Genomic DNA, 19,506 nt, shown 5'->3' on the forward strand with positions numbered 1-19,506 from the left:
GAGATAGGATACTGAATATATGTATTTATTATAAGATTCATTTGATTTGGCTTAAGCAAAATCCTTGAAAATACTTGGTTGCAAGCGTTAGTTGACAACTTGCAAGGTCTGATTGGTGGTATGCAACTGTAAACGAACGTATAATTGATACATATTAATTTGGTAAAAGGAGTGATAAAAAATGAAATTAGCAGATAAGATAATTCTACTTAGAAAAAAGAATGGATATTCTCAAGAGGAGTTGGCTGATCTTTTGGATGTTAGTAGGCAATCTGTATCAAAATGGGAGAGTGCTCAATCTATACCTGACTTAAAAAAAATACTAAAAATGAGTTTTATATTTGGTGTAAGTACAGACTATTTGCTAAAGGATGAGCTTGGGGAAGATGAGCTTTTAGGTGATGAAATAGTAAAAACAGATAATGACTATAAAGTAAAATACGTTTCTATGCAAGAAGCTAGTGATTTTCTGGGAAAAAGCTTAAAATCAGCGAAAGAAATCTCCTTTGCCGTAATGCTATGTATACTGTCTCCAGTTACGTTGATTTTTCTTAAGGGATTGATGGAAATGAATGTGTTAAAGATGTCTGAGGATAGAGCTGGCGCATTTGGAGTAATGATACTGATTGCTATTGTTGCTATTTCTGTTGGCATAATTATAAAAAATACTATGAAAATGAAAGAGTATGATTACTTGGAGAATGATTCTATTGAAACTGAGTATGGTGTAGATGGGATGGCAAAAGACAGAAAAAGAGAATATTTAGAGATACATACGAGAAGTCTTATAATTGGTGTAGGTTTATGTATTGCATCTGTTATTCCCATTATGTGCAGTATAATTGTATTTGGTAAGGAAAGTGAATTTACAATATTTGCGGTATGTATATTATTGATTATGATTTCAATTGGCGTGAAAGCAATAGTTGATACGTCTATTGTGTGGGACTCAATTATTAAGCTTCTTGAGGAAGATGAATATACTAGAAGTAATAAGGCCTATAGAAGAAATTCCATCATGGGTATATATTGGTGTATTGTTATTGCAATATATTTATGCTATAGCTTTGTATCTAATGACTGGAGAATGAGTTGGATAATTTGGCCTGTGGCTGGAGTATTGTCAGCAGTAGTATCCCAAGTAGAGAAGATGATAAAAAAGAAGGCTTAATTAAGCCTATGCAAGAAATTTAATACAAGAAATCTGATGCAAGAGCTATTAATAGTATTAATAATAGTTTTTAAAAATGAAGCATGGAAATCCTACGATAATTTGGTAGGATTTCTTTTTTTATTAATTTTTTATAAATATGAGAGAAATATCAAAAAAAATTGTGATTTTGTTAATACTTAAAATTTTTTTGCGTATATATATGTGAAAACCATTAAAAATATACTATAGTATTAATAAATCACTAGTGACAAGAAAGGGGGAATGGACCGTTGAGTTTCGACGATATTTACGAAAAATACTTTTATAGAGTATATAGATTTGTTAATGTAAGAGTTATGAATCATATGGATTCAGAGGATATTGCTGTAAAGATATTCGAGAAAATCTATAGGAACTTAGACACATATTCTCCTGAAAAAGGAAGCCTGGATGTATGGATATTTACCATAGCAAGAAATGAGATAACCTCTTTTTTCAGAACGAAAAAAATTCAAGTTGTCAGTATGGAATGTATATCTGAAATAAACGATAGTACAAGCTCCCCTGAAAATATAATGGAAACAAACATAAAAAATGAAAAACTATATAATGCTATTGGAAATTTGAATGATAATGAAAGATTTGCAGTTTCATGTAAATATGGTGCAGGGCTAACAAATATTGAAATAGCAGAATTGATGGGGATTTCTAGTTCCAATGTAGGTGTAGTTTTGTTTAGAAGTATGAAAAAGTTAAAAAAGGAATTGGAGGGATAGATATGGATAAAAAAGAATACAATATTGATGAAATATTTGATAAAGAATTTGATCTATTCTTGCAAGAAAATATCAAAAATGAATTTAATGCAACAAAAGCTGTGAGGGAAAGGATTAAAAAAAGAGTTGAGGAATCAATCGAAAAAGAGTCAGATATCAGTATGAATATTGTTTCTATGGATATCAAAGAGGATGAAAATAGGAGGGTGTTGGATATGAAAAATAAGAAAAGGAATAAGGCTTTAAAAATTGTAGCGGCATCAATTGCTCTATTGTTGATAGTAGGTAATATAGGAAGCTTGGGAGTTTATGGTAAGGATATGTTTACCATTATAAAAGAAATAAGTACTGGAAATATCACAATGATAGAAGAAAAATTCGATGGCGATATAAATAAGATATCTATGAAAGTTCCAGAACAGCTAAAGGGGAAAATATTTGATAAAAATGGAAAAGAGGTGGAATATTTAACTCCAGAATTAGAGGGTAAAATATATACAAAGAATGGAGAACTAATCGTGGGCTTCACTACTATTGAAGATACAGGAAAAATTGAAATTTGCACTAAAGAAAGCATGGAAAATGATTTGGTAAAGTATGATAGCATTGAAAGTGCAGCCAAAGATTTAAAATTCAAGCCTATGACTATACCTGGATTCAAGGTAGAGCAGGTATCCTTGTACAAGAATGATAAAGGTAAGGCATCTGATAAAGCAGTGGAAATGATATTATCAAAGGATGATATAAAAATATATGTACAGCAGAGATTTTCATCTAAAGACAATTCATATGTTGGTGGTGGAAAAAATGTAAAAGAGGTTAGTATAAATGGTGAAAAAGGGATTCTTTCTGGTGGAGATTCATTGGATTGGGAGTATAAAGACAAATTAATTGGTGTTCACGTAATAGGTGGAAAAATATCAGAGGATAAATTGGTTGACATTTGTTCTTCAATGGAAGAGATTAAATAGATTATAAAGCTATAAATAACTCGGGCGTGTATAAAAATATGCGCCCTATTTTAAATGTAAATTGTGAGATAATGCAAAAATTTCCGATTTATAAGCATTTTTTGCCATTGTATTGAAAAATAGTTTTTGAGTGATATAATTAAATTGATATTATAATAACAATATATATCGAATATTATTTAATGATATTTTGGGGAGGATTTATGAAAACGAGTAGGAGAATTTCTATTATTTTGGGATTAACTCTTTTTACCTTAGGAGCAGTAGTTCCCGGGTATTCTTTAGAAGATAATCACAAAAGTAATGAAGTGAGTGTATCTAGCGATAACGTTAATGGTGGCGTTAGTACAGATTTTTCTGGTGAGGAAATTTTAAAAAATTTGATTGTTGATAAGGAAAAAATAGCTGAAGACACAGATTTATTTACGATATGTAATCCAGAGGCATTTGTTAATTCACATCCTTTGTGTATTAGATCATTGTCAAAGTCTTTAAATGAAAAATCAGTGATAGAATTTCAAAGATAGGATGGTAGCATAGCTAGATTTAATGCTACAAATGAGGAAATTGAATTTATAAAAGATGGTGAGTACCACTTCAATATTGTAACTGACAAAAGGGGTATATGGAAGGTGTATTCACTAAATGGTCAAAGAATCAAAAATGATAAATTAACTTTTATGTCATATGATGATATTGAAGATTTTGATAATGTAAACAATAAGGAGTACAGAGAAGAACAAAAAAGACAGCAGATGAATAAAATGCTGAGAGCTGCTAGAAAACAAATTGTTAGATATCAAGGCTCTGATAGAATAGAGACTGCTGTTATAATATCAAAACGTAATTTTAGTTCAGCCAATAATGTGATAGTAACAAATGGCTGGAAACCAAGTGATGCAATAGCTGCGACAGCTTTGGCAAAAAATCTTAATGCTCCAATTTTGTATGTAAACGAAAGTAATATTCCAAGTAGCACTAAGAATGAAATTGAAAGACTAGGGGCAAAAAATATTTATGTTATTGGCGGTGTAAATTCAGTATCAGATGATGTGAAAAATCAATTGTATAATAGTATATCAGCTGTTCAAACCACAAAAAGAATAAGTGGAGATGATAGAGCTGGTACTGCTCTGGAAATTGCAAAGGAAACGTCTAAGTATGGAAAAGGGAAAAAGGCCTTTGTAGTTACTGGAACATCTGAATCCGATTGCTTGGCAATAAGTGCTGCATCAGGTGAAAATAATTACTCTATGTTTTATGTTGTAAATGGAAATTTGGATTATGCATCAAGAAGCTATATTCAAAATAACTTTAGTGGAGTTGTAGTTGCTAATGGAAACTCTAATGTAGGTGCAACTGTTGTTAATCAATTAAAGAATGCTGGATTGAATGTAAGTCAAATAAACGGATATGATAGCTTCGATTTAAGTATGAAACTATCAAAAAATACAGGCTTTTATACAACATTACATAGTGTTTATTTAACCTCTGGAAATAGTGTACCAGATGGAGTTCCTGGTAGTGTACTAGCAGCTAAAAGTGGTATGCCTTTGATGTTAGTAAATGGAAGCAATAATAAAGATGATATAGTCAATTATATAAATAATAAAGATGTGGATGCTGTATATATTTTAGGTGGTACTAATGGAGTTCCAACAGATTTGGAAAATGCAATTAATGGTGGAGGTAGTACGCCAAATATTAGTGAGGCTAGAAATAAGATAGTACAGCTAGCAAAGGCTCAATTAGGAAAACCATATGTATGGGGTGCAGTAGGACCAAATTCATTTGATTGTTCTGGGTTTACACAGTATGTTTATAGAAATGCTGCGAAATACAATCTTTCAAGAACAACAAAAACACAAATTGTAGAAGGTAAAGTTGTCAGTGAAAGTAATGCAAAACCTGGAGACTTAGTATTTTTCGGAAATCCAGTACATCATGTAGGAATATATATTGGTAATGGCAAAATGATTCATGCTGCTGGCACAGAAAAAAATCCTGAATGTGTGAAAATCGGAGAGATTCATACAAGTTATTTGAGATTTAACTGCATTAGGAATTTATTAGATTAATAAAGAAGGGGAAAGATATGAAAAAAAGAAAAAAATTACTTACCTTATTGATAGTATTAATATTTACTATTGTAACTCCAATTTCATTTGCTGATTCGTCAGACAATATTTCTGATAATACATCTATTAAAGTTCAAAGAATATCGGGTGGAGATAGATATGAAACATCTACAGCGGTAGCCAAGGAAATACAAAAGAACTCAAATTACTTTTATTACACTATATTAGCTAGTGGAGAAAATTTTCCAGATGCTTTATCTGCGGGTTCATTGGCAAGCGAATTAGGGGTACCTCTTTTACTAACAGAAAAAAAGACTATACCACAAAAGGTTGTTGGCACGATTGATGAGTTACAAATAGGCAAATTGTATTTAGTTGGTGGAGAAAATTCAGTAGGAAAAGAAATTGAAAAACAAATTTCCGAAGTATTTAGAGGGACAAAAATTGAAAGGATTTATGGAAAAAATAGGCTTTTCACAGCTATTTCAGTAGCTGAAAAAATAAGAGAATATAGAAGGTATTTACTTCTTGGAGAAACAGTTGCAACTTATAATAGTAATGCATTTTCAGATGCACTTTCAGCAGCGCCATTTATGTATCAATATAACAAACAGTTTAAAAATGGATATTCACTACCACTTTTACCTTTTGTTGAGGTGGAAAATAATTATTTTCCAGGTATATATATTGCTTTTGGTGGAAAGAATTCTATTCCAAATGATGCGGACGTTAGATTGTCAGGTTCTGACCGATATAAAACAGCTGTAGAAGTAGCAAAGGCATATAAAACAATGTTAAAGATGGATATTGATACTATAGTTTTAGTAGACGGAGAAAACTATCCAGATGCATTAACTTCAACACCGCTTGCTTCAAAACAAAATGCCGCCGTATTGCTTACAAAATCAGACAAACTAAACGTTGATACAAAAGAGTATATTAAATCAAATCCAAATATAAAAAATATAATTATAGTTGGTGGAGAAAATTCAGTATCAAAGGATATTGAGCAAGAATTACTAAATATTAGACAATAGACAATATATTTGTAAAAATTATAAGTATTTTATGGAGCTGTCTTATTTTTAAGACAGCTCTGACTATTAAATAAATTATATTATTATAGAAAATATTAAATCTTTGATATATAATCATATTGAGGTGATAAACATGTATAGGATTGCAATTTGTGATGATAATCCAGAGTATGTAGATTTTCTTGAGGAAAAGATTAAATCGTCAAAAAAATACACAGATGAAATGTCAATCAGTAAATATTATTCAGGGGCTAGCTTTGTAGAATCACTTGATATGACGTTCAATTTAGTAATATTGGATATTCAGATGGAAAATATTGATGGGCTGGACGCTGCTTTTGAGCTTAGAAAACATTCCGAGGATACAGTTATAGTATTTTGTACAGGAGAGATATCGCCTAAACCAGAACATTTTAACGTCAATCCCTTTAGATATTTATTAAAGTCATATTCAGATGACAGGCTAAATCAAGAAATTGAATTGGCGTTGGATAAAATGGTATCTTATCAAAAAGATTATTCTATTTCAATTGTTTCTGATGGAAAATTCGAAAGAATATCAATTGATGGTATACTATATGTTTCAAGAACGAAAAGAGGAACTTTATTCAATATATTTAATTACAAAACAAAAGAAAAATATGAAATAAAATGTAGTCAAAGGCTTCCTGATATTTATGAAGCTTTAAAGGACTATTGCTTTGAATACGGACATAATAGCTATATTATAAATTTTGGTTCAGTGATACGAGTTAGCAAGGAAATAATAGAATTAAAGGATGGAACTATATTAAATCTATCTAGATCTAAAAGAACTATATTTATTAATAGATTTGCTAAGTATGCAGGAAAGAATTTCAAGAGAGGTATGAGATGAGTGCTGTTGTTTCGGGTTTAATATCGGGCATATTTTCTGTGCTGATATTTGATATTTTTTGGGGGGATATTTTAAATAGAAAATTTAATTTTTTTCCGGTCTATCCTGCTGTATATTTAGCCTATGTATTAGTGTTTTATTTGATTTCAATATTCGATAACAGTATAGTGACGTTGATTTCAAATATTATCTTTTTTGTAGTGATGATTCACTTACTATTCGATGGCTCTATAAAAAGAAAGCTTTTTAATTTTTTAATATTTTTAATTGTATTTATGGGCATTGAGTTAATTTCTGAATTGATTATTAGCTTTATTCTGGGAAGTGACTATAGCTGGGATAGCTCTGGTGAGCTATTTAAATTTTCTGTTGTTTCAATTGAAAGGCTGACTAGCTTTATATTTCTCTATGTGCTGAGTAGGATGGTAAATAAAGGAGAAGCATACTTTAGAAAAAGACAGCTAGCCTGGTACTTGGTTCTTCCATTTTCTACGGGATTTGTGTACTTATCTATTTTCTATTCTAGTATTATAAAATCACTTCCAGAGGATATAGAGATTCTGGTTATTATTAGCTGTTTACTGCTTCTGATTTCAAATTTTATAGTATTTATATTATTTGATTACACTTTCAAGCTGGATTCCGAAAAAAAAGAGCTCGAATTGTATTCGATGAAGCTTGATTTGGAAAAAAGCTATTACACCAAATTAGAAGAGAAAAATAATAGTCAAAAGAAGTTCAACCACGATTTGAGAAATTATCTAACTACAATTGCAAATTTGGCTAGCAATGACAAAAATGAGGAAATATTTTCAGTAATAAATAATATGAGTATTAAAATAAACTCCTTTGAGGAGGTGTTATATTCTAATAATGCGGTATTGAATTCAGTCATATCTGATAAAAAGATATACGCTGAAAAAAATGATATAGAGCTCAATATAGAGGTTAGTCCAAATATCAATATTGATTTTTTACAGGATATAGATATAATATCTATCGTTGGAAATACTATTGATAATGCTCTAGAAGCATCCTTAAAAATGGAAATGCCGACTGTTAATTTAAATATATTCAATGATGAAAACAATAATTTTCTTGTGATTAATTGTGAAAACAATTTTGACGGAAAAATTGTTACCAAAAATGGAAAAATTATTACATCAAAAAATGATAAAGATGGACATGGATTGGGGATTAGTAATATTAGAAATTCTGTAGATAAGTATGGTGGATTTGTTGATATTGATGTGAAGGGTTGTATATTCTCAATATCTATAATAATAAGTACATGTAAAAAATAAAAAAGCTGTTACTTTGGCAGCTTTTTATAATGGTATTATTTTTAATTTTTTTGTCTATAATATCTATGATGACTTTTCCTCTCCAATTTATTTTACATAAAAAATACAAACGATTAGTAATGCTGTTATATTTTTTAACAGCTGAGAAAATCAAGGACGATAGTAAAAAAAATAAAAAAATTAATAACTGTAAAGCTATTGACTAAATCACCTCTAATATAGTAAAATAGTTTGGTATGAGAATTTAAGCATTCTCGTCTCTGCTCCGAAAGGTCTCGGAGCCGTATAGTCCAAAGGGAGGTGAAATGAATGAGAGCTTATGAATTACTTTATATTGTAAAGCCAACACTTGATGAAGAAGCAAGAGAGGCTGTGCTAAACTCAATCAAAGAAATAATAGCTTCTGCTAACGGTGAAGTTGGTGAAGTTGATGTTTGGGGTAGCAGAAAGCTAGCTTATCCAATCCAGAAGTTTAGAGATGGTGTATATACACTAGTAAACTTCAAGGCATCTGTTGATTTTCCAAAGGAATTAGACAGAAGATTAAAGATAAGTGAAGATATAATAAGACATGTCATAGTTGTACAAGATGAAAAATAATAGGTGGTGTTAATATGATTAATAATGTTGTATTAGTTGGTAGATTAACAAAAGATCCAGACATTAGATATATACCTGGTACTGGTACACCAGTGGCTACATTTACGTTGGCTATTGATAGAGATTACAAGAATAAAGATGGTTCAACAACTACTGATTTTATTCCAGTAGAATTAATGGGAAAGCCTGCTGAATTCTGTGCAAACTACATTACAAAAGGAAGATTGGTTGGAGTTCAAGGTAATATTAGAGTAGACAGATATGAAACTCCAAATGGCGAGAAGAGAACTTTTACAAAAGTTGCTGCTCGTAATATACAGGCATTAGAAAGCAAGGGAAGTGCAGCTCCTAATACTTCAAATGATAATTTTGAAGCACCGGTATTTGAACCAAGTGGTGTTGTTAGCCCGTCAGAGTTTTCTGCCGTAGAAAATGACGATGTTCCATTTTAATAAAGAGGAGAGGTGAAAGTCATGATAAACAAGAAAAGACGTAAGAAAAAAAGAGTTTGTCAGTTTTGTGCTGATAAAAACACTGTAATAGATTACAAGAACTATCAAAAACTTGAAAAGTTCGTAACTGAAAGAGGAAAAATTCTTCCTAGAAGAATAACTGGTACTTGTGCAAAACATCAGAGAGAAATAACAAAGGCAATTAAGCTTGCTAGAAACGTGGCACTTTTACCATACACAGTTGAATAGTATCCAATTGTAAACATAAAGGTCATTGCATTATTGCAATGACTTATTTTTTTAATTTACACTAATTGTCGTAAATGGTATAATATAAAGGATAGCTATATTTATTTTGGAGGTGATTGTTTGGAGAAAAGGAGCAATATTAATTTTGTAAATGTTGCCATGTTTGCACTGATTTTTTTATTTGTTGCAGTGTCAAAAATAAATTCCATTTCATCAATATTAATTGTTATTACGATTATTCCGATGGTTTTGTTGACTATGGGATCTGATATAAAGTTCTCTGGATTTATTTTGGTGTTGGCGTGTGTGGAGGCTTACATTATTAGTGGAGCGGAATATGCCTTATTAGTGACGTTTGTGTATTTGATACCAGCATTCATAAGTGGTATTGTATTTCTTTCTGATGAATATATAGACAGGAATGGTGTCAAGTATAAGATAAAGGTAAGAAAAAATGGCAATGATTTCAGATTTATCTCTATAAAAGCACTCCTATTATCGATGATATTCTTTGTAATAGGAAGTATGATATATATTGTATCTGTAAAATATTTATTGAATATAGATATAATAAAAGAGCTAAGGATGGTTTTGAATGATACACTACAGAATGTATCAGAGGTATACAAAAATAATTTAAAGCCTAGTGATTATGAAAAAATCGTTTCATCTGGAACTTTGGATATATTAAAAGACACAAGTACAGTTGTATTAGTGCTTTGCTTTTCTAGATCATTGATATTTTCATTGGTTTCGTACTTTATCTGTATAAAGCTATATAGTTGTTTTTATAGTGAAAAGACAATGTGCGTGCCAGTAGAAAGTATTTATTTTCCTGGAAGACCTGTATCGGTGTTGTTTTATTCTATTTTGCTGATGTTTTTGATCGACTATTCATACCCTAGCCTTGGAGTATCGACTATGATTGGTGGTTATATAATCATTATGAATATGCTATTCTTTATGGAGGGGGTATCGATAATTATTTATGCAGTTAAAAATTGGAAAAAGATAAAAAGCAGAGTAAATATTTTGATTTTTGCTTTTCTTGTAATTTTCTTGGGAATTGTGCCTGGAATATCGATTTTGGGAATGTTTGATAATTCTTTTGATCTTAGAAAAAGATGGAATTTGACAATGTAATGTTAGTGGAGGAGAAGATGAAAGCCAAAGATAACAAATCCGGTGTTTTTAACTACATCGATTACCTATTTTTTATTTCTGTTCTGATGCTCAGTATTTTCGAGCTGTTTAGGAATAGATTTATTGGTACTGTTGGTGTTGTTTTATCAGTTTTTATTATCGCAGCTTATACATATAAGAAGAAAATTGAAAAAAAAGAATGGATTGATAGGCTACGCAATGTAGAATTTGATATAGATAGTATAATCAAAAAGGCGGTAAGGAATAATCCTCTTCCTATATGTATATTGGAATTGGACGGAACTATATTCTGGTCTAATAATGCTTTTGATGAGATGGTATCAAGCAATGAAGAGTCTTCTATTTCAAAGAATATTGAGTCCTTCATTGAAGATTTTACCATCAGAAAGGTTTTGGATGAAAAGAAAATATTAGAGGATGAAGTGGTCTTTAAAGATAAGGACTATGTCATTAGATATTGTTTTTCCAAAGCAATGGACGAAAACACTGGAAGCGTGGATTATCGAGTACTGATTTATTGGATTGATAGAACTGATTATATCAATATGAAAAATAAATTTGAAAATGGAAAAGAAGCAATAATGTTTATAGAGATTGACGGATATGAGGATGTAATTAAGAGTACACCGGAAGAAAATAGAGCTCTTATGGCGATGGATATAGATAAGCTGTTGACTAGCCTTGAAGCCGAATCAAATGGTCTTCTTCAGAAGCTGTCAAATGATAAGTATATTATTTTTATGAAAAAAGAGCATTTAAAAAGCCTTGAAAGGTCTAAATTTTCTATATTGGACAAAGCCAGAGAAATCAACCATGGAAATTCTTTGCCCGTTACTCTTAGTATAGGTGTTGGAGTTGATGGAGAATCAGTTGAGCAGACAGGGGAATTTGCTTCTGGAGCATTTGATATGGTATTAGGTAGAGGTGGAGACCAGGTTGCTCTTAGAAATCAAGAAGGGTTTAACTTTTATGGTGGAAAATCTAAGGGCTTTGAAAGAAAGACGAAGGTTAAATCCAGATTGATAGGTTTTGCCTTGAGAGAGCTAATTAATCAGAGTGAAACAATATTGATAATGGGACATCATTATCCGGATATGGATGCAATGGGTGCTGCTGTTGGAGTTTATGACATATGTAAGTCCTATGGAAAACAATCTCATATAGTGTTGGATAATGTAAATGAGGCTGTAGAAATATTTTTTGACAGAATAAAAGATGACGCATACTACAATGGAATGTTTGTCGGGCATGAAAGGGCTATAGACATTTGTAACAAAAATACCTTAGTTGTAGTGGTAGATACTCACAGACCGAGTTACACAGAGTGTGAGGAGCTATTGAATATTTCAAAAAGAGTGGTTGTTATAGATCATCATAGAAGAGGTGTTGAATATATTCAAGATACAGTTTTGCTGTTCCATGAGATCTATGTTTCGTCTACCTGTGAAATGGTCACAGAGCTTATACAATACACTGAGCATGATATAAAGGTAAATAAGCTGACTGCAGAAGGTCTACTTGGAGGCATATATCTTGATACCAAAAATTTTGAATTTAAAACAGGTGTCAGAACTTTTGAGGCGGCGTCTTTCTTGAGAAATATGGGTGCAGATACTCTTTCTGTAAAGAAATTCTTCAACTCCTATGCAGAGGATTTCTTGGTGAAGGCGGAGATAATTCAGAGAACTGAGATTTTGGACGAGAAGATATGTATTTCGTATTCAAAGGAGGAGATAGATAATATTAATATTGTGATTGCGAAGGCTGCTGACGAATTGTTGAATATCAAAAATATTGAGGCTTCCTTTGTATTGGGTATGAAGGGTGACACTGTATTTATAAGTGCTAGATCGCTAGGTGATATAAATGTGCATGTGCTGATGGAAAAGATAGGCGGTGGAGGTCATATTGATATAGCTGGAGCTCAAATGAAGGATGTGAGTTTATCGCAAGCGTACAATATGGTAAAAGGTATAATAGAGGATTACTTGAAGGAGGAATAAAATGAAAGTTATTTTATTACAAGATGTTAAAGGTACAGGAAAAAAGGGTGAAATAAAGGAAGTTAGCGACGGATATGCGAGAAACTTTCTTCTGAAAAAGAAGGTCGCTGTTGAAGCGAACAATACCAACCTAAAGGAATTGGACGAAAAATCAAAATCAAAAGAAAGAAAGGCATTAATAGAATACGAAGAGGCAGTTTTATTAGGAAAGCAGATGGAAGGTGTTAATATAGAAATATTCTCAAAGGCAGGAGAGGGTGGAAGATTATTTGGTTCAATAACTTCAAAAGAAATAGCAGAACAGCTTAAAAAGCAGAAAAACATAGATGTAGATAAGAGAAAGATACTTCTTGATGAACCTATAAGATCTTTGGGATCTAGATTTGTGGAAATAAAAATACATCAAAAAGTAACTACTAAAGTAAGAGTAGATGTCAAAGAAAAAAATTAATTTTTAGCGAGGTTTATTCCTCGCTATAGTTTTATTGAAAGGGAAGATGTTAATATAGCATCGAAAGGAGAATTTTATGGCAGATTTGATAAAGGTTCCTCCTAACAGTATTGAATCGGAGCAATGTGTAATCGGATCTATATTATCAGATGAAGAAGCATTGATGATTGTGTTCGAGATATTAAAGGTAGATGATTTTTATTCTGAGGGACATCGATCAATTTATGAATGTATATTGGAGCTGAGTGAGGAAAGATTACCCATTGATATAGTAACAGTTTCAGAAAAGCTGAGAAACAGGGATATGCTAGATGTTGTCGGAGGAATGAATTACCTTACTAGTACTATTACCATGGTACCAACTACTTCAAATGTAAAGACATATGCTGAAATAGTAAGAGAAAAATCTATACTTAGAAAATTAATAAAGGCTTCTAACGATATTATCAATATTGGATACAGTGATTCGGACAATGTATTAGAGGTGCTAAATATCGCAGAAAGCAATATCTTTAAAATTTCTCAGGAAAGAATGTCAAATAATTTTAATAAAATTGAAGATGTTCTAGGAGCTGTATTAGGTCAAATAGAAGAAGTTAGTGTAAAAGGCTCAGATATTACTGGTCTTGATACAGGCTTTACTGACTTAAATAGTGCATTGGGTGGATTTCATAATAGCGATTTGATATTAATTGCTGCTAGACCAGCTATGGGTAAGACAGCGTTTGCACTTAATCTCGTGATGAATGCAGCTATAAAATCAATGGCCAGTGTTGCCATATTTAGTCTAGAAATGTCTAAAGAACAGTTAGTTCAACGTTTGGTTTCTAGTCAATCACATGTAGAAATGGACAAGATTTCAAAGGGAAGATTAGCAGATGAAGATTGGAAAAAAATAATGGATGCTATGAAAATTCTTTCAAAAACTGATATTTATATTGATGACACACCAGGCATAAAGGCTTCTGAAATAAGGTCGAAATGTAGAAAATTAAAGACAGAAAATAAAAAGCTTGATATGGTTATGATAGATTATTTACAGCTGATGGAAGGTGATGGCAGATCCGAAAGTAGACAACAAGAGGTTTCAAAAATTTCCAGAGCTTTAAAGATCCTTGCCAAGGAGTTAAATTGTCCAGTTGTAGCTTTGTCACAGCTATCAAGAAATACGGAAAACACAAAGGATCATGTTCCAAAATTGTCTGATTTGAGAGATTCTGGTGCCATAGAGCAGGATGCAGATATAGTTATGTTTATATATAGAGATGAATATTACCATCCTAATGATACAAAAAAGAAGAATATAGCAGAAATAAAAATAGCAAAAAACAGGCATGGAGAAACCTCTGATGTTGAGCTCGTTTGGATGGGACATATACAGAAGTTTGTAGATAAGATAAAAAAAGTGTAGGTATTTTTCACAGGTCGGAATTTTGTAATTAACTTGAAATAGCTATTCGAATGAATACATTTTGAAATTGTTTATTATTTTGATGATTATGATAAAATCAAATACTTGTTATTAATAACAATATCAATATATAGATTTGATGATATGCCGAAAAAAAGTTATCTACAATAAAAAAAATAGTGCCAAAAGTTATATCCTATTTTTGGGTAAAAATTATGGTCATGAACAATAAACTATACCCATAATTCATAAAAAAAACGAGTTATTCACAGAAAATATGTTTTTTTCAACAGAAATCTGTGGATAACTCTATTTTTTTATGTGGATAGATTGAGTTTTCAAGAATTTTTTTTGAACTTAATCCACAAACTTATCAACAATTTTTGTGGAAAAGTGGATAAAAATTCTGTGGATAAATTTACTTGAGTCTTAAGTCATTACCATAAAATTCATAGATTTTGAAATTACCAATTATTCTAGATAAAACTCTATCTGTATATTCTCTACCTATCTGTGGTGGGTTGAGATTTGTGGAAATAATAATTTTCTTGTTTGCGTTAAGTCTATCGTTAATAATATTGAACAGCTCAGAGGTTATAAAGCTGTTTACAAGCTCTGTACCCAAGTCGTCTATTATCAATAAGTCGCATTCAAATAAATTTCTAAAGTTTTCCATATCGTCAGAGGTGCAGTCGTTTCTATGAAATTTATATTTTTCGATAATTTCCATTAAGTTAAATGAGGTCTGGTAAATGACTGTATATCCATTGTTTAATATATCCTTTGCAATACAGCTACACAAAAAAGTCTTTCCTAATCCAGGCTTTCCCCAAAATAGAAGATTGTTTTTTTCATCAGAGCTATATGTATCAAAATTTTGTATGTAGTGATATACGTCCATGATTATATCTCTCATGTTTTCCTTGGGAGATTTGCCGTAGCCCTCTACTGTTTCATCTGGATATAAATCCAAGTTGAAGTTTGAAAAGTTATCTTTTTCAAGGATTTTTTCTAAATTCGACATCCTGTATAAGCTATTTATTATTTTTTGTTTAAAGCATGTACACTGTACTCCACTCTCCACAAATCCTGTGTCCTTACATATATTACAGTCGTACTTCAGCTTTAGGTAATCAGAGGGTATATTGTTTTCTTCAAGTGACTTATTTTTTTTGTATATTAGTTTTTCTTGATAATCACTTAGTTTTTCCAATTCCTCGTTTGATGTGGAGCTGAGTGCAGCTTTTGCCATTTTGATTCCGTTATCTCTAATTTGATCGCTTAGTTTTTTTATTTCTGGAAATCTTTCATGTATTTGGTTTATTCTTTCCTCAAGTAAATTCTTATTTCTTTGCCTTGTTTTTTGGTATTCATTTAATATAGATCTTAGATTTTCTTCGTTCATACATTCACCTATTTTTGATTATTCAATTTCTTTATTAGAGCATTTAACTCGTCATCTGTATATTTGTCAGAAATTCCTTGGTCGTAATTGTGGAATTTATTTTTTTTGCCGTTTTGATTTGATACGTTTTGTGATTTTTTTTCTTTGGCTTGGCTAATCTTTTTATTTGATTTTTTACTCTCTTCAAAAATTCTCTCCGATTCCAGCACTTTTTCCATAGTGGTAAGACCATTCTCATGCCAGTCTGAAATAATTGAATCAAAGTACTTTAAGTTTGGATTTGAGATATTAGCGGACTTCGAGCAAGCGAATAGTATTATTTCCATATCCATGTCATACGTTTCTATCCACCTGTTCATTATTTTTTCCTCAGCCTGTGTGGGACTTCTGAAAAATCCAAGGCTTTTAAATATCTGGTTATACTTATATTTTAATTCAGAGCTCATGCAGCTGAATATTTCGAGTTCTTCCAAGGTTTTTATGTTGTTGTCGTACCATGATTTTAGAATACCGATGACGTAGTTCACAGATTTTATTTTTCCGCTGTCACTTTTTGCTTTTTCAAAGGCTGCTACTACCAAATTTGTTTCAAAAGAGTAGCTATCTATCGCATCTAAAATGGAGAGCTTCTCATTTGGCGTTAGCAATCTTCCTGATATTACTTCAATTTCATCGTACATATTTACAAATTGTGATGAATCTATTTTATGCTCTGATGTTTCTTCACCTTGGTCATTTTTCTCTGTATTACTACCTGAGTTTGTATTGTGACGATTAACAAAATCATCCTTAATGTCTAAAAATTCTATTTGTATGTTTTTTTCATCATTATTCTTGTGAATTTTGATTGCTCCCATTTCCTCCCAGAATTTCCAGCAATCGACAACTTCAGCCTCTGTGATACCGACCATATTTGCAATAATTCTATTATTCGTATCCTCTTCGTCTGAGAGTATACTTACTTGGGCACTTTTATATCCTAGTAGGTATACCTTCAATTGGTTTCCTGTCGCTATGGGGATATATATATCGAAAAAAATACTGGGCACATAAATATCCATCAGTATTGGATTACTCTTTGTTTTGAAGAACATTTTATCACCACCTTTATGCTTTGATTTAGATTTCTATCCTTAAAAATTTACATATATTGATTATTTGTGATAAGGCTCATTGTTTATGATCCTAAAGCTTCTATACACCTGTTCAAGTAGAATTAATCTCATAAGCTGATGAGGAAAGGTAAAATCAGAAAAAGACAATTTCATATTGGCTCTGGAAAGTATTCTATCAGATAACCCCAATGATCCGCCAATTACAAAGCATATATGGCTGTTTCCATCAATGGATAGTCTTGAAATTTTTTGTGCCAATTCCTCAGATGTGAATTTTTTTCCATCTATTGCCAATGAGATTACATAGGCACTTTGATTAATTTGCGATAAAAGCTTATCTCCTTCTCTGTTTTTTACAAGCTCCATTTCCTTGAAGCTAAGCGTTTCTGGAGCTTTTTCGTCTGGAACCTCTATGATATCAAGCTTGCAATATTTTGATAGTCTTTTAGAAAATTCTTCAATACCCAGCTTGATGTATTTTTCCTTCAATTTTCCGACGGTCAATACGCTAATTTTTATCATTATTTTCCCACCTCATGTATTTTTGACAATGTATCACGTCTAAGTATGTCGATTTCAACATCCTTGCCTATTTTTATACCATTTTCGGACAATATGTGGTTTGAAGTCTCATATGCCAAGGCTGGAAAATTATTTTCACGACTTAGATGTGCTAGCAATATTTTTTCTGTGCCCTGGTTTATCAATTCTACTGCAAATTTGGAAGCATCCTCATTTGAAAGATGTCCTATATTCGACATAACTCTTTTTTTTAGAGTGTAGGTATATGAGCCCATCAACAGCATTTCTTTGTCATAATTTGATTCTAATATAACAAGCTTTGATTTTAAGATATTCTCTCTTATAGTATCAGTAATCTGTCCAGTATCAGTTGCAATAGAGAGTTTTTCACCTTTTTCATTTATCATAGAGTAGCCCACCGGATCCACTGCATCATGAGTTATAGAAAAAGGCTTAATGACTATATCGTTGATGGAGTATAATCTATCATTCTCAAATATTATTATATTATTTTCATCAACCTTTCCTATTTTATCTCTTATGCTCATCCATGTGTTATAATTTGCAAAGATGGGAAGATTAAATTTTCTAGAAAGTATCCCCACTCCCTTAATATGATCAACGTGTTCGTGGGTTATCAGTATGCCATTTAGACTTTTTGCGTCTATATCGATATCTCGAAGCCCATCAATAATTTTTTTACCGCTTAACCCGGCATCTATCAAAATATTTGTATCTTTATATCCTACATAGTGGCAATTACCGCTACTACCACTTCCAATGGAACAATATTTCATAAATCAATCCTTTCAGTAATATAATTATCATTTATATTTCCACATATTTATTATAAAGCAAATTTAAGATTAAAACAACAAATCATAGATGAAGCAATAGCTTTCAATAAATGTTTGTAGCATTTATTATAAAATTCATATTTCTTGTAAAAAATTGCCGTAGGCGAATTAACACCTACGGCTTGCTAGCTCTATGCTACAAAGCGGATTTTTAAATCTCTATTCTGTATTTATCAATATATTTGATTAGTCCATTACAGAGAAATCTTCTTTAGTAACACCACAGTCAGGACATTCCCAATCATCTGGTATATCTTCAAATGGAGTTCCTGGAGCTATTCCAGAATCTGGATCTCCTATTTCTGGGTCATAAACGTATCCACATACATCACAAACATATTTTTTCATAGTATTCCTCCTAAAAAATTATTATTTATCTCATTGCTTATTTGTATTTCTACCCACAAGCAAATCAATCTAATCATTACCCAACCCAATTTATAAGGGTAAACAGCTATATTATTTTAGTTTTTTCTTACAATCAGGGCAAATTCCTGTAAATTCTAAACTATGACCTGTTATTTCAAATCCCGTCTTTGAAGTAATGTCGTCAATAGTTTTTTCTATAGGGCAGAACTCTATGTAGTCTATTTTGCCACACTCTTTGCATGTCAATATATGTCGGTGTACGTCTCCGTTTAATTGGAAAACGTAGGTACCATCAGACCGAGCCTGCTTTGTCAAAATATCCGAATCTGTAAGAGCACCTAATGCCCTATAAATGGTAGACAAATTAATATTAGTATTCTCTCTTAGGATATTAAACACATCATCTGCTGTTAGAGGAACACTAGAGTGCTTGAAACAATCTATTATCAAAACTCTTTTTTTTGTCATTTTCAGATTTGCATTCTTTAGAATTTTTTGACTTTCTATTCCATGACTGTCTTTTGGGCGTCTATTCCTATCAAATGGCATCGAATCACTTCCTTTCAATACACTACCATTGATTATAACATATATTGCAAATAAAAAGTATAATTACTTGTAATATATTTATACCATTTTTTGTATAAAATTAAATATCAAAATTGTCATAATTCTTGACAAAGAGGTCTTATAGGAATATACTTTTCTATAT

21 protein-coding genes are annotated in these 19,506 nt (G+C 31.4%); 15 read left to right on the forward strand and 6 right to left on the reverse strand.

The genetic code is table 11. The annotated features are described in order from the left end of the window. Window positions 1–181 precede the first annotated feature (181 nt). The 15 genes from BM120_RS07085 (at window position 182) to dnaB (ending at window position 14,526) form a co-directional block, all read left to right on the forward strand. A complete protein-coding gene (locus tag BM120_RS07085; protein WP_091994442.1) occupies window positions 182–1,171 on the forward strand; it encodes a helix-turn-helix domain-containing protein in 990 nt (329 codons plus the stop codon). Between the two features lie 272 nt (window positions 1,172–1,443). After that, window positions 1,444–1,929, forward strand: a complete 486-nt coding sequence (locus BM120_RS07090; RefSeq protein ID WP_091994444.1) for an RNA polymerase sigma factor — start codon at window positions 1,444–1,446, stop codon at window positions 1,927–1,929. A 2-nt stretch (window positions 1,930–1,931) separates the two neighbouring features. Continuing rightward, window positions 1,932–2,900, forward strand: coding sequence for a hypothetical protein (locus BM120_RS07095; protein ID WP_091994445.1), 969 nt, complete (start codon window positions 1,932–1,934; stop codon window positions 2,898–2,900). Window positions 2,901–3,103: 203 nt separating this feature from the next. Further along, window positions 3,104–3,427, forward strand: a complete 324-nt coding sequence (locus BM120_RS07100) for a hypothetical protein (RefSeq protein WP_091994447.1) — start codon at window positions 3,104–3,106, stop codon at window positions 3,425–3,427. Between the two features lie 105 nt (window positions 3,428–3,532). Next, a complete protein-coding gene (locus tag BM120_RS07105) occupies window positions 3,533–4,978 on the forward strand; it encodes a cell wall-binding repeat-containing protein (RefSeq protein WP_091994449.1) in 1,446 nt (481 codons plus the stop codon). A 17-nt stretch (window positions 4,979–4,995) separates the two neighbouring features. Next, window positions 4,996–6,015 carry a cell wall-binding repeat-containing protein gene (locus BM120_RS07110; RefSeq protein WP_091994451.1) on the forward strand — a complete coding sequence of 340 codons (1,020 nt, stop codon included), beginning with the start codon at window positions 4,996–4,998 and terminating at the stop codon, window positions 6,013–6,015. Window positions 6,016–6,148: 133 nt separating this feature from the next. Continuing rightward, a complete protein-coding gene (locus BM120_RS07115) occupies window positions 6,149–6,892 on the forward strand; it encodes a LytR/AlgR family response regulator transcription factor (protein WP_091994452.1) in 744 nt (247 codons plus the stop codon). Further along, window positions 6,889–8,196: a sensor histidine kinase gene (locus BM120_RS07120; protein WP_091994454.1), complete on the forward strand. Its 1,308-nt coding sequence runs from the start codon at window positions 6,889–6,891 to the stop codon at window positions 8,194–8,196. Before BM120_RS07115 ends, BM120_RS07120 begins: the two co-directional genes overlap by 4 nt. Before the next feature lie 309 nt (window positions 8,197–8,505). After that, window positions 8,506–8,796, forward strand: coding sequence for a 30S ribosomal protein S6 (gene rpsF / locus BM120_RS07125; RefSeq protein ID WP_091994456.1), 291 nt, complete (start codon window positions 8,506–8,508; stop codon window positions 8,794–8,796). A gap of 17 nt (window positions 8,797–8,813) precedes the next feature. After that, window positions 8,814–9,248, forward strand: coding sequence for a single-stranded DNA-binding protein (locus tag BM120_RS07130; protein WP_091994497.1), 435 nt, complete (start codon window positions 8,814–8,816; stop codon window positions 9,246–9,248). Window positions 9,249–9,269: 21 nt separating this feature from the next. After that, window positions 9,270–9,497: a 30S ribosomal protein S18 gene (gene rpsR / locus BM120_RS07135; RefSeq protein ID WP_091994457.1), complete on the forward strand. Its 228-nt coding sequence runs from the start codon at window positions 9,270–9,272 to the stop codon at window positions 9,495–9,497. A 120-nt stretch (window positions 9,498–9,617) separates the two neighbouring features. Continuing rightward, a complete protein-coding gene (locus BM120_RS07140) occupies window positions 9,618–10,640 on the forward strand; it encodes a DUF2232 domain-containing protein (protein WP_091994459.1) in 1,023 nt (340 codons plus the stop codon). 17 nt (window positions 10,641–10,657) lie between these two features. Beyond that, the gene (locus BM120_RS07145; RefSeq protein WP_091994460.1) at window positions 10,658–12,664 is read left to right on the forward strand and encodes a DHH family phosphoesterase; all 2,007 of its coding nucleotides are present in this window, start codon (window positions 10,658–10,660) and stop codon (window positions 12,662–12,664) included. 1 nt (window position 12,665) lies between these two features. After that, complete coding sequence (rplI, locus tag BM120_RS07150) at window positions 12,666–13,115, forward strand: 50S ribosomal protein L9 (protein WP_091994462.1); 450 nt, start codon at window positions 12,666–12,668, stop codon at window positions 13,113–13,115. Between the two features lie 76 nt (window positions 13,116–13,191). Further along, window positions 13,192–14,526, forward strand: coding sequence for a replicative DNA helicase (gene dnaB / locus BM120_RS07155; RefSeq protein WP_091994463.1), 1,335 nt, complete (start codon window positions 13,192–13,194; stop codon window positions 14,524–14,526). A gap of 418 nt (window positions 14,527–14,944) precedes the next feature. Here dnaB and BM120_RS07160 read toward each other — a convergent pair whose 3' ends face one another. From BM120_RS07160 to BM120_RS07185, 6 genes are all read right to left on the reverse strand, one after another. After that, a complete protein-coding gene (locus BM120_RS07160) occupies window positions 14,945–15,931 on the reverse strand; it encodes an ATP-binding protein (protein WP_091994465.1) in 987 nt (328 codons plus the stop codon). 8 nt (window positions 15,932–15,939) lie between these two features. After that, window positions 15,940–17,025 (reverse strand): DnaD domain protein, encoded by a 1,086-nt coding sequence (locus tag BM120_RS07165; protein WP_091994467.1) that lies wholly within the window; start codon window positions 17,023–17,025, stop codon window positions 15,940–15,942. Between the two features lie 60 nt (window positions 17,026–17,085). Then, a complete protein-coding gene (gene rlmH / locus BM120_RS07170; RefSeq protein WP_330389412.1) occupies window positions 17,086–17,568 on the reverse strand; it encodes a 23S rRNA (pseudouridine(1915)-N(3))-methyltransferase RlmH in 483 nt (160 codons plus the stop codon). Next, the gene (locus tag BM120_RS07175; protein WP_091994468.1) at window positions 17,568–18,365 is read right to left on the reverse strand and encodes an MBL fold metallo-hydrolase; all 798 of its coding nucleotides are present in this window, start codon (window positions 18,363–18,365) and stop codon (window positions 17,568–17,570) included. The genes rlmH and BM120_RS07175 overlap by 1 nt, the downstream gene beginning before the upstream one ends. Window positions 18,366–18,611: 246 nt before the next feature. Next, on the reverse strand, window positions 18,612–18,773 hold the full coding sequence (rd, locus tag BM120_RS07180) for a rubredoxin (RefSeq protein ID WP_091994470.1): 162 nt from the start codon (window positions 18,771–18,773) through the stop codon (window positions 18,612–18,614). Window positions 18,774–18,884: 111 nt separating this feature from the next. Continuing rightward, window positions 18,885–19,343, reverse strand: coding sequence for a Fur family transcriptional regulator (locus BM120_RS07185; protein ID WP_091994471.1), 459 nt, complete (start codon window positions 19,341–19,343; stop codon window positions 18,885–18,887). Window positions 19,344–19,506 lie beyond the last annotated feature (163 nt).

Source organism: Peptostreptococcus sp. D1 (assembly GCF_900112955.1).
GTDB lineage: Bacteria > Bacillota > Clostridia > Peptostreptococcales > Peptostreptococcaceae > Peptostreptococcus.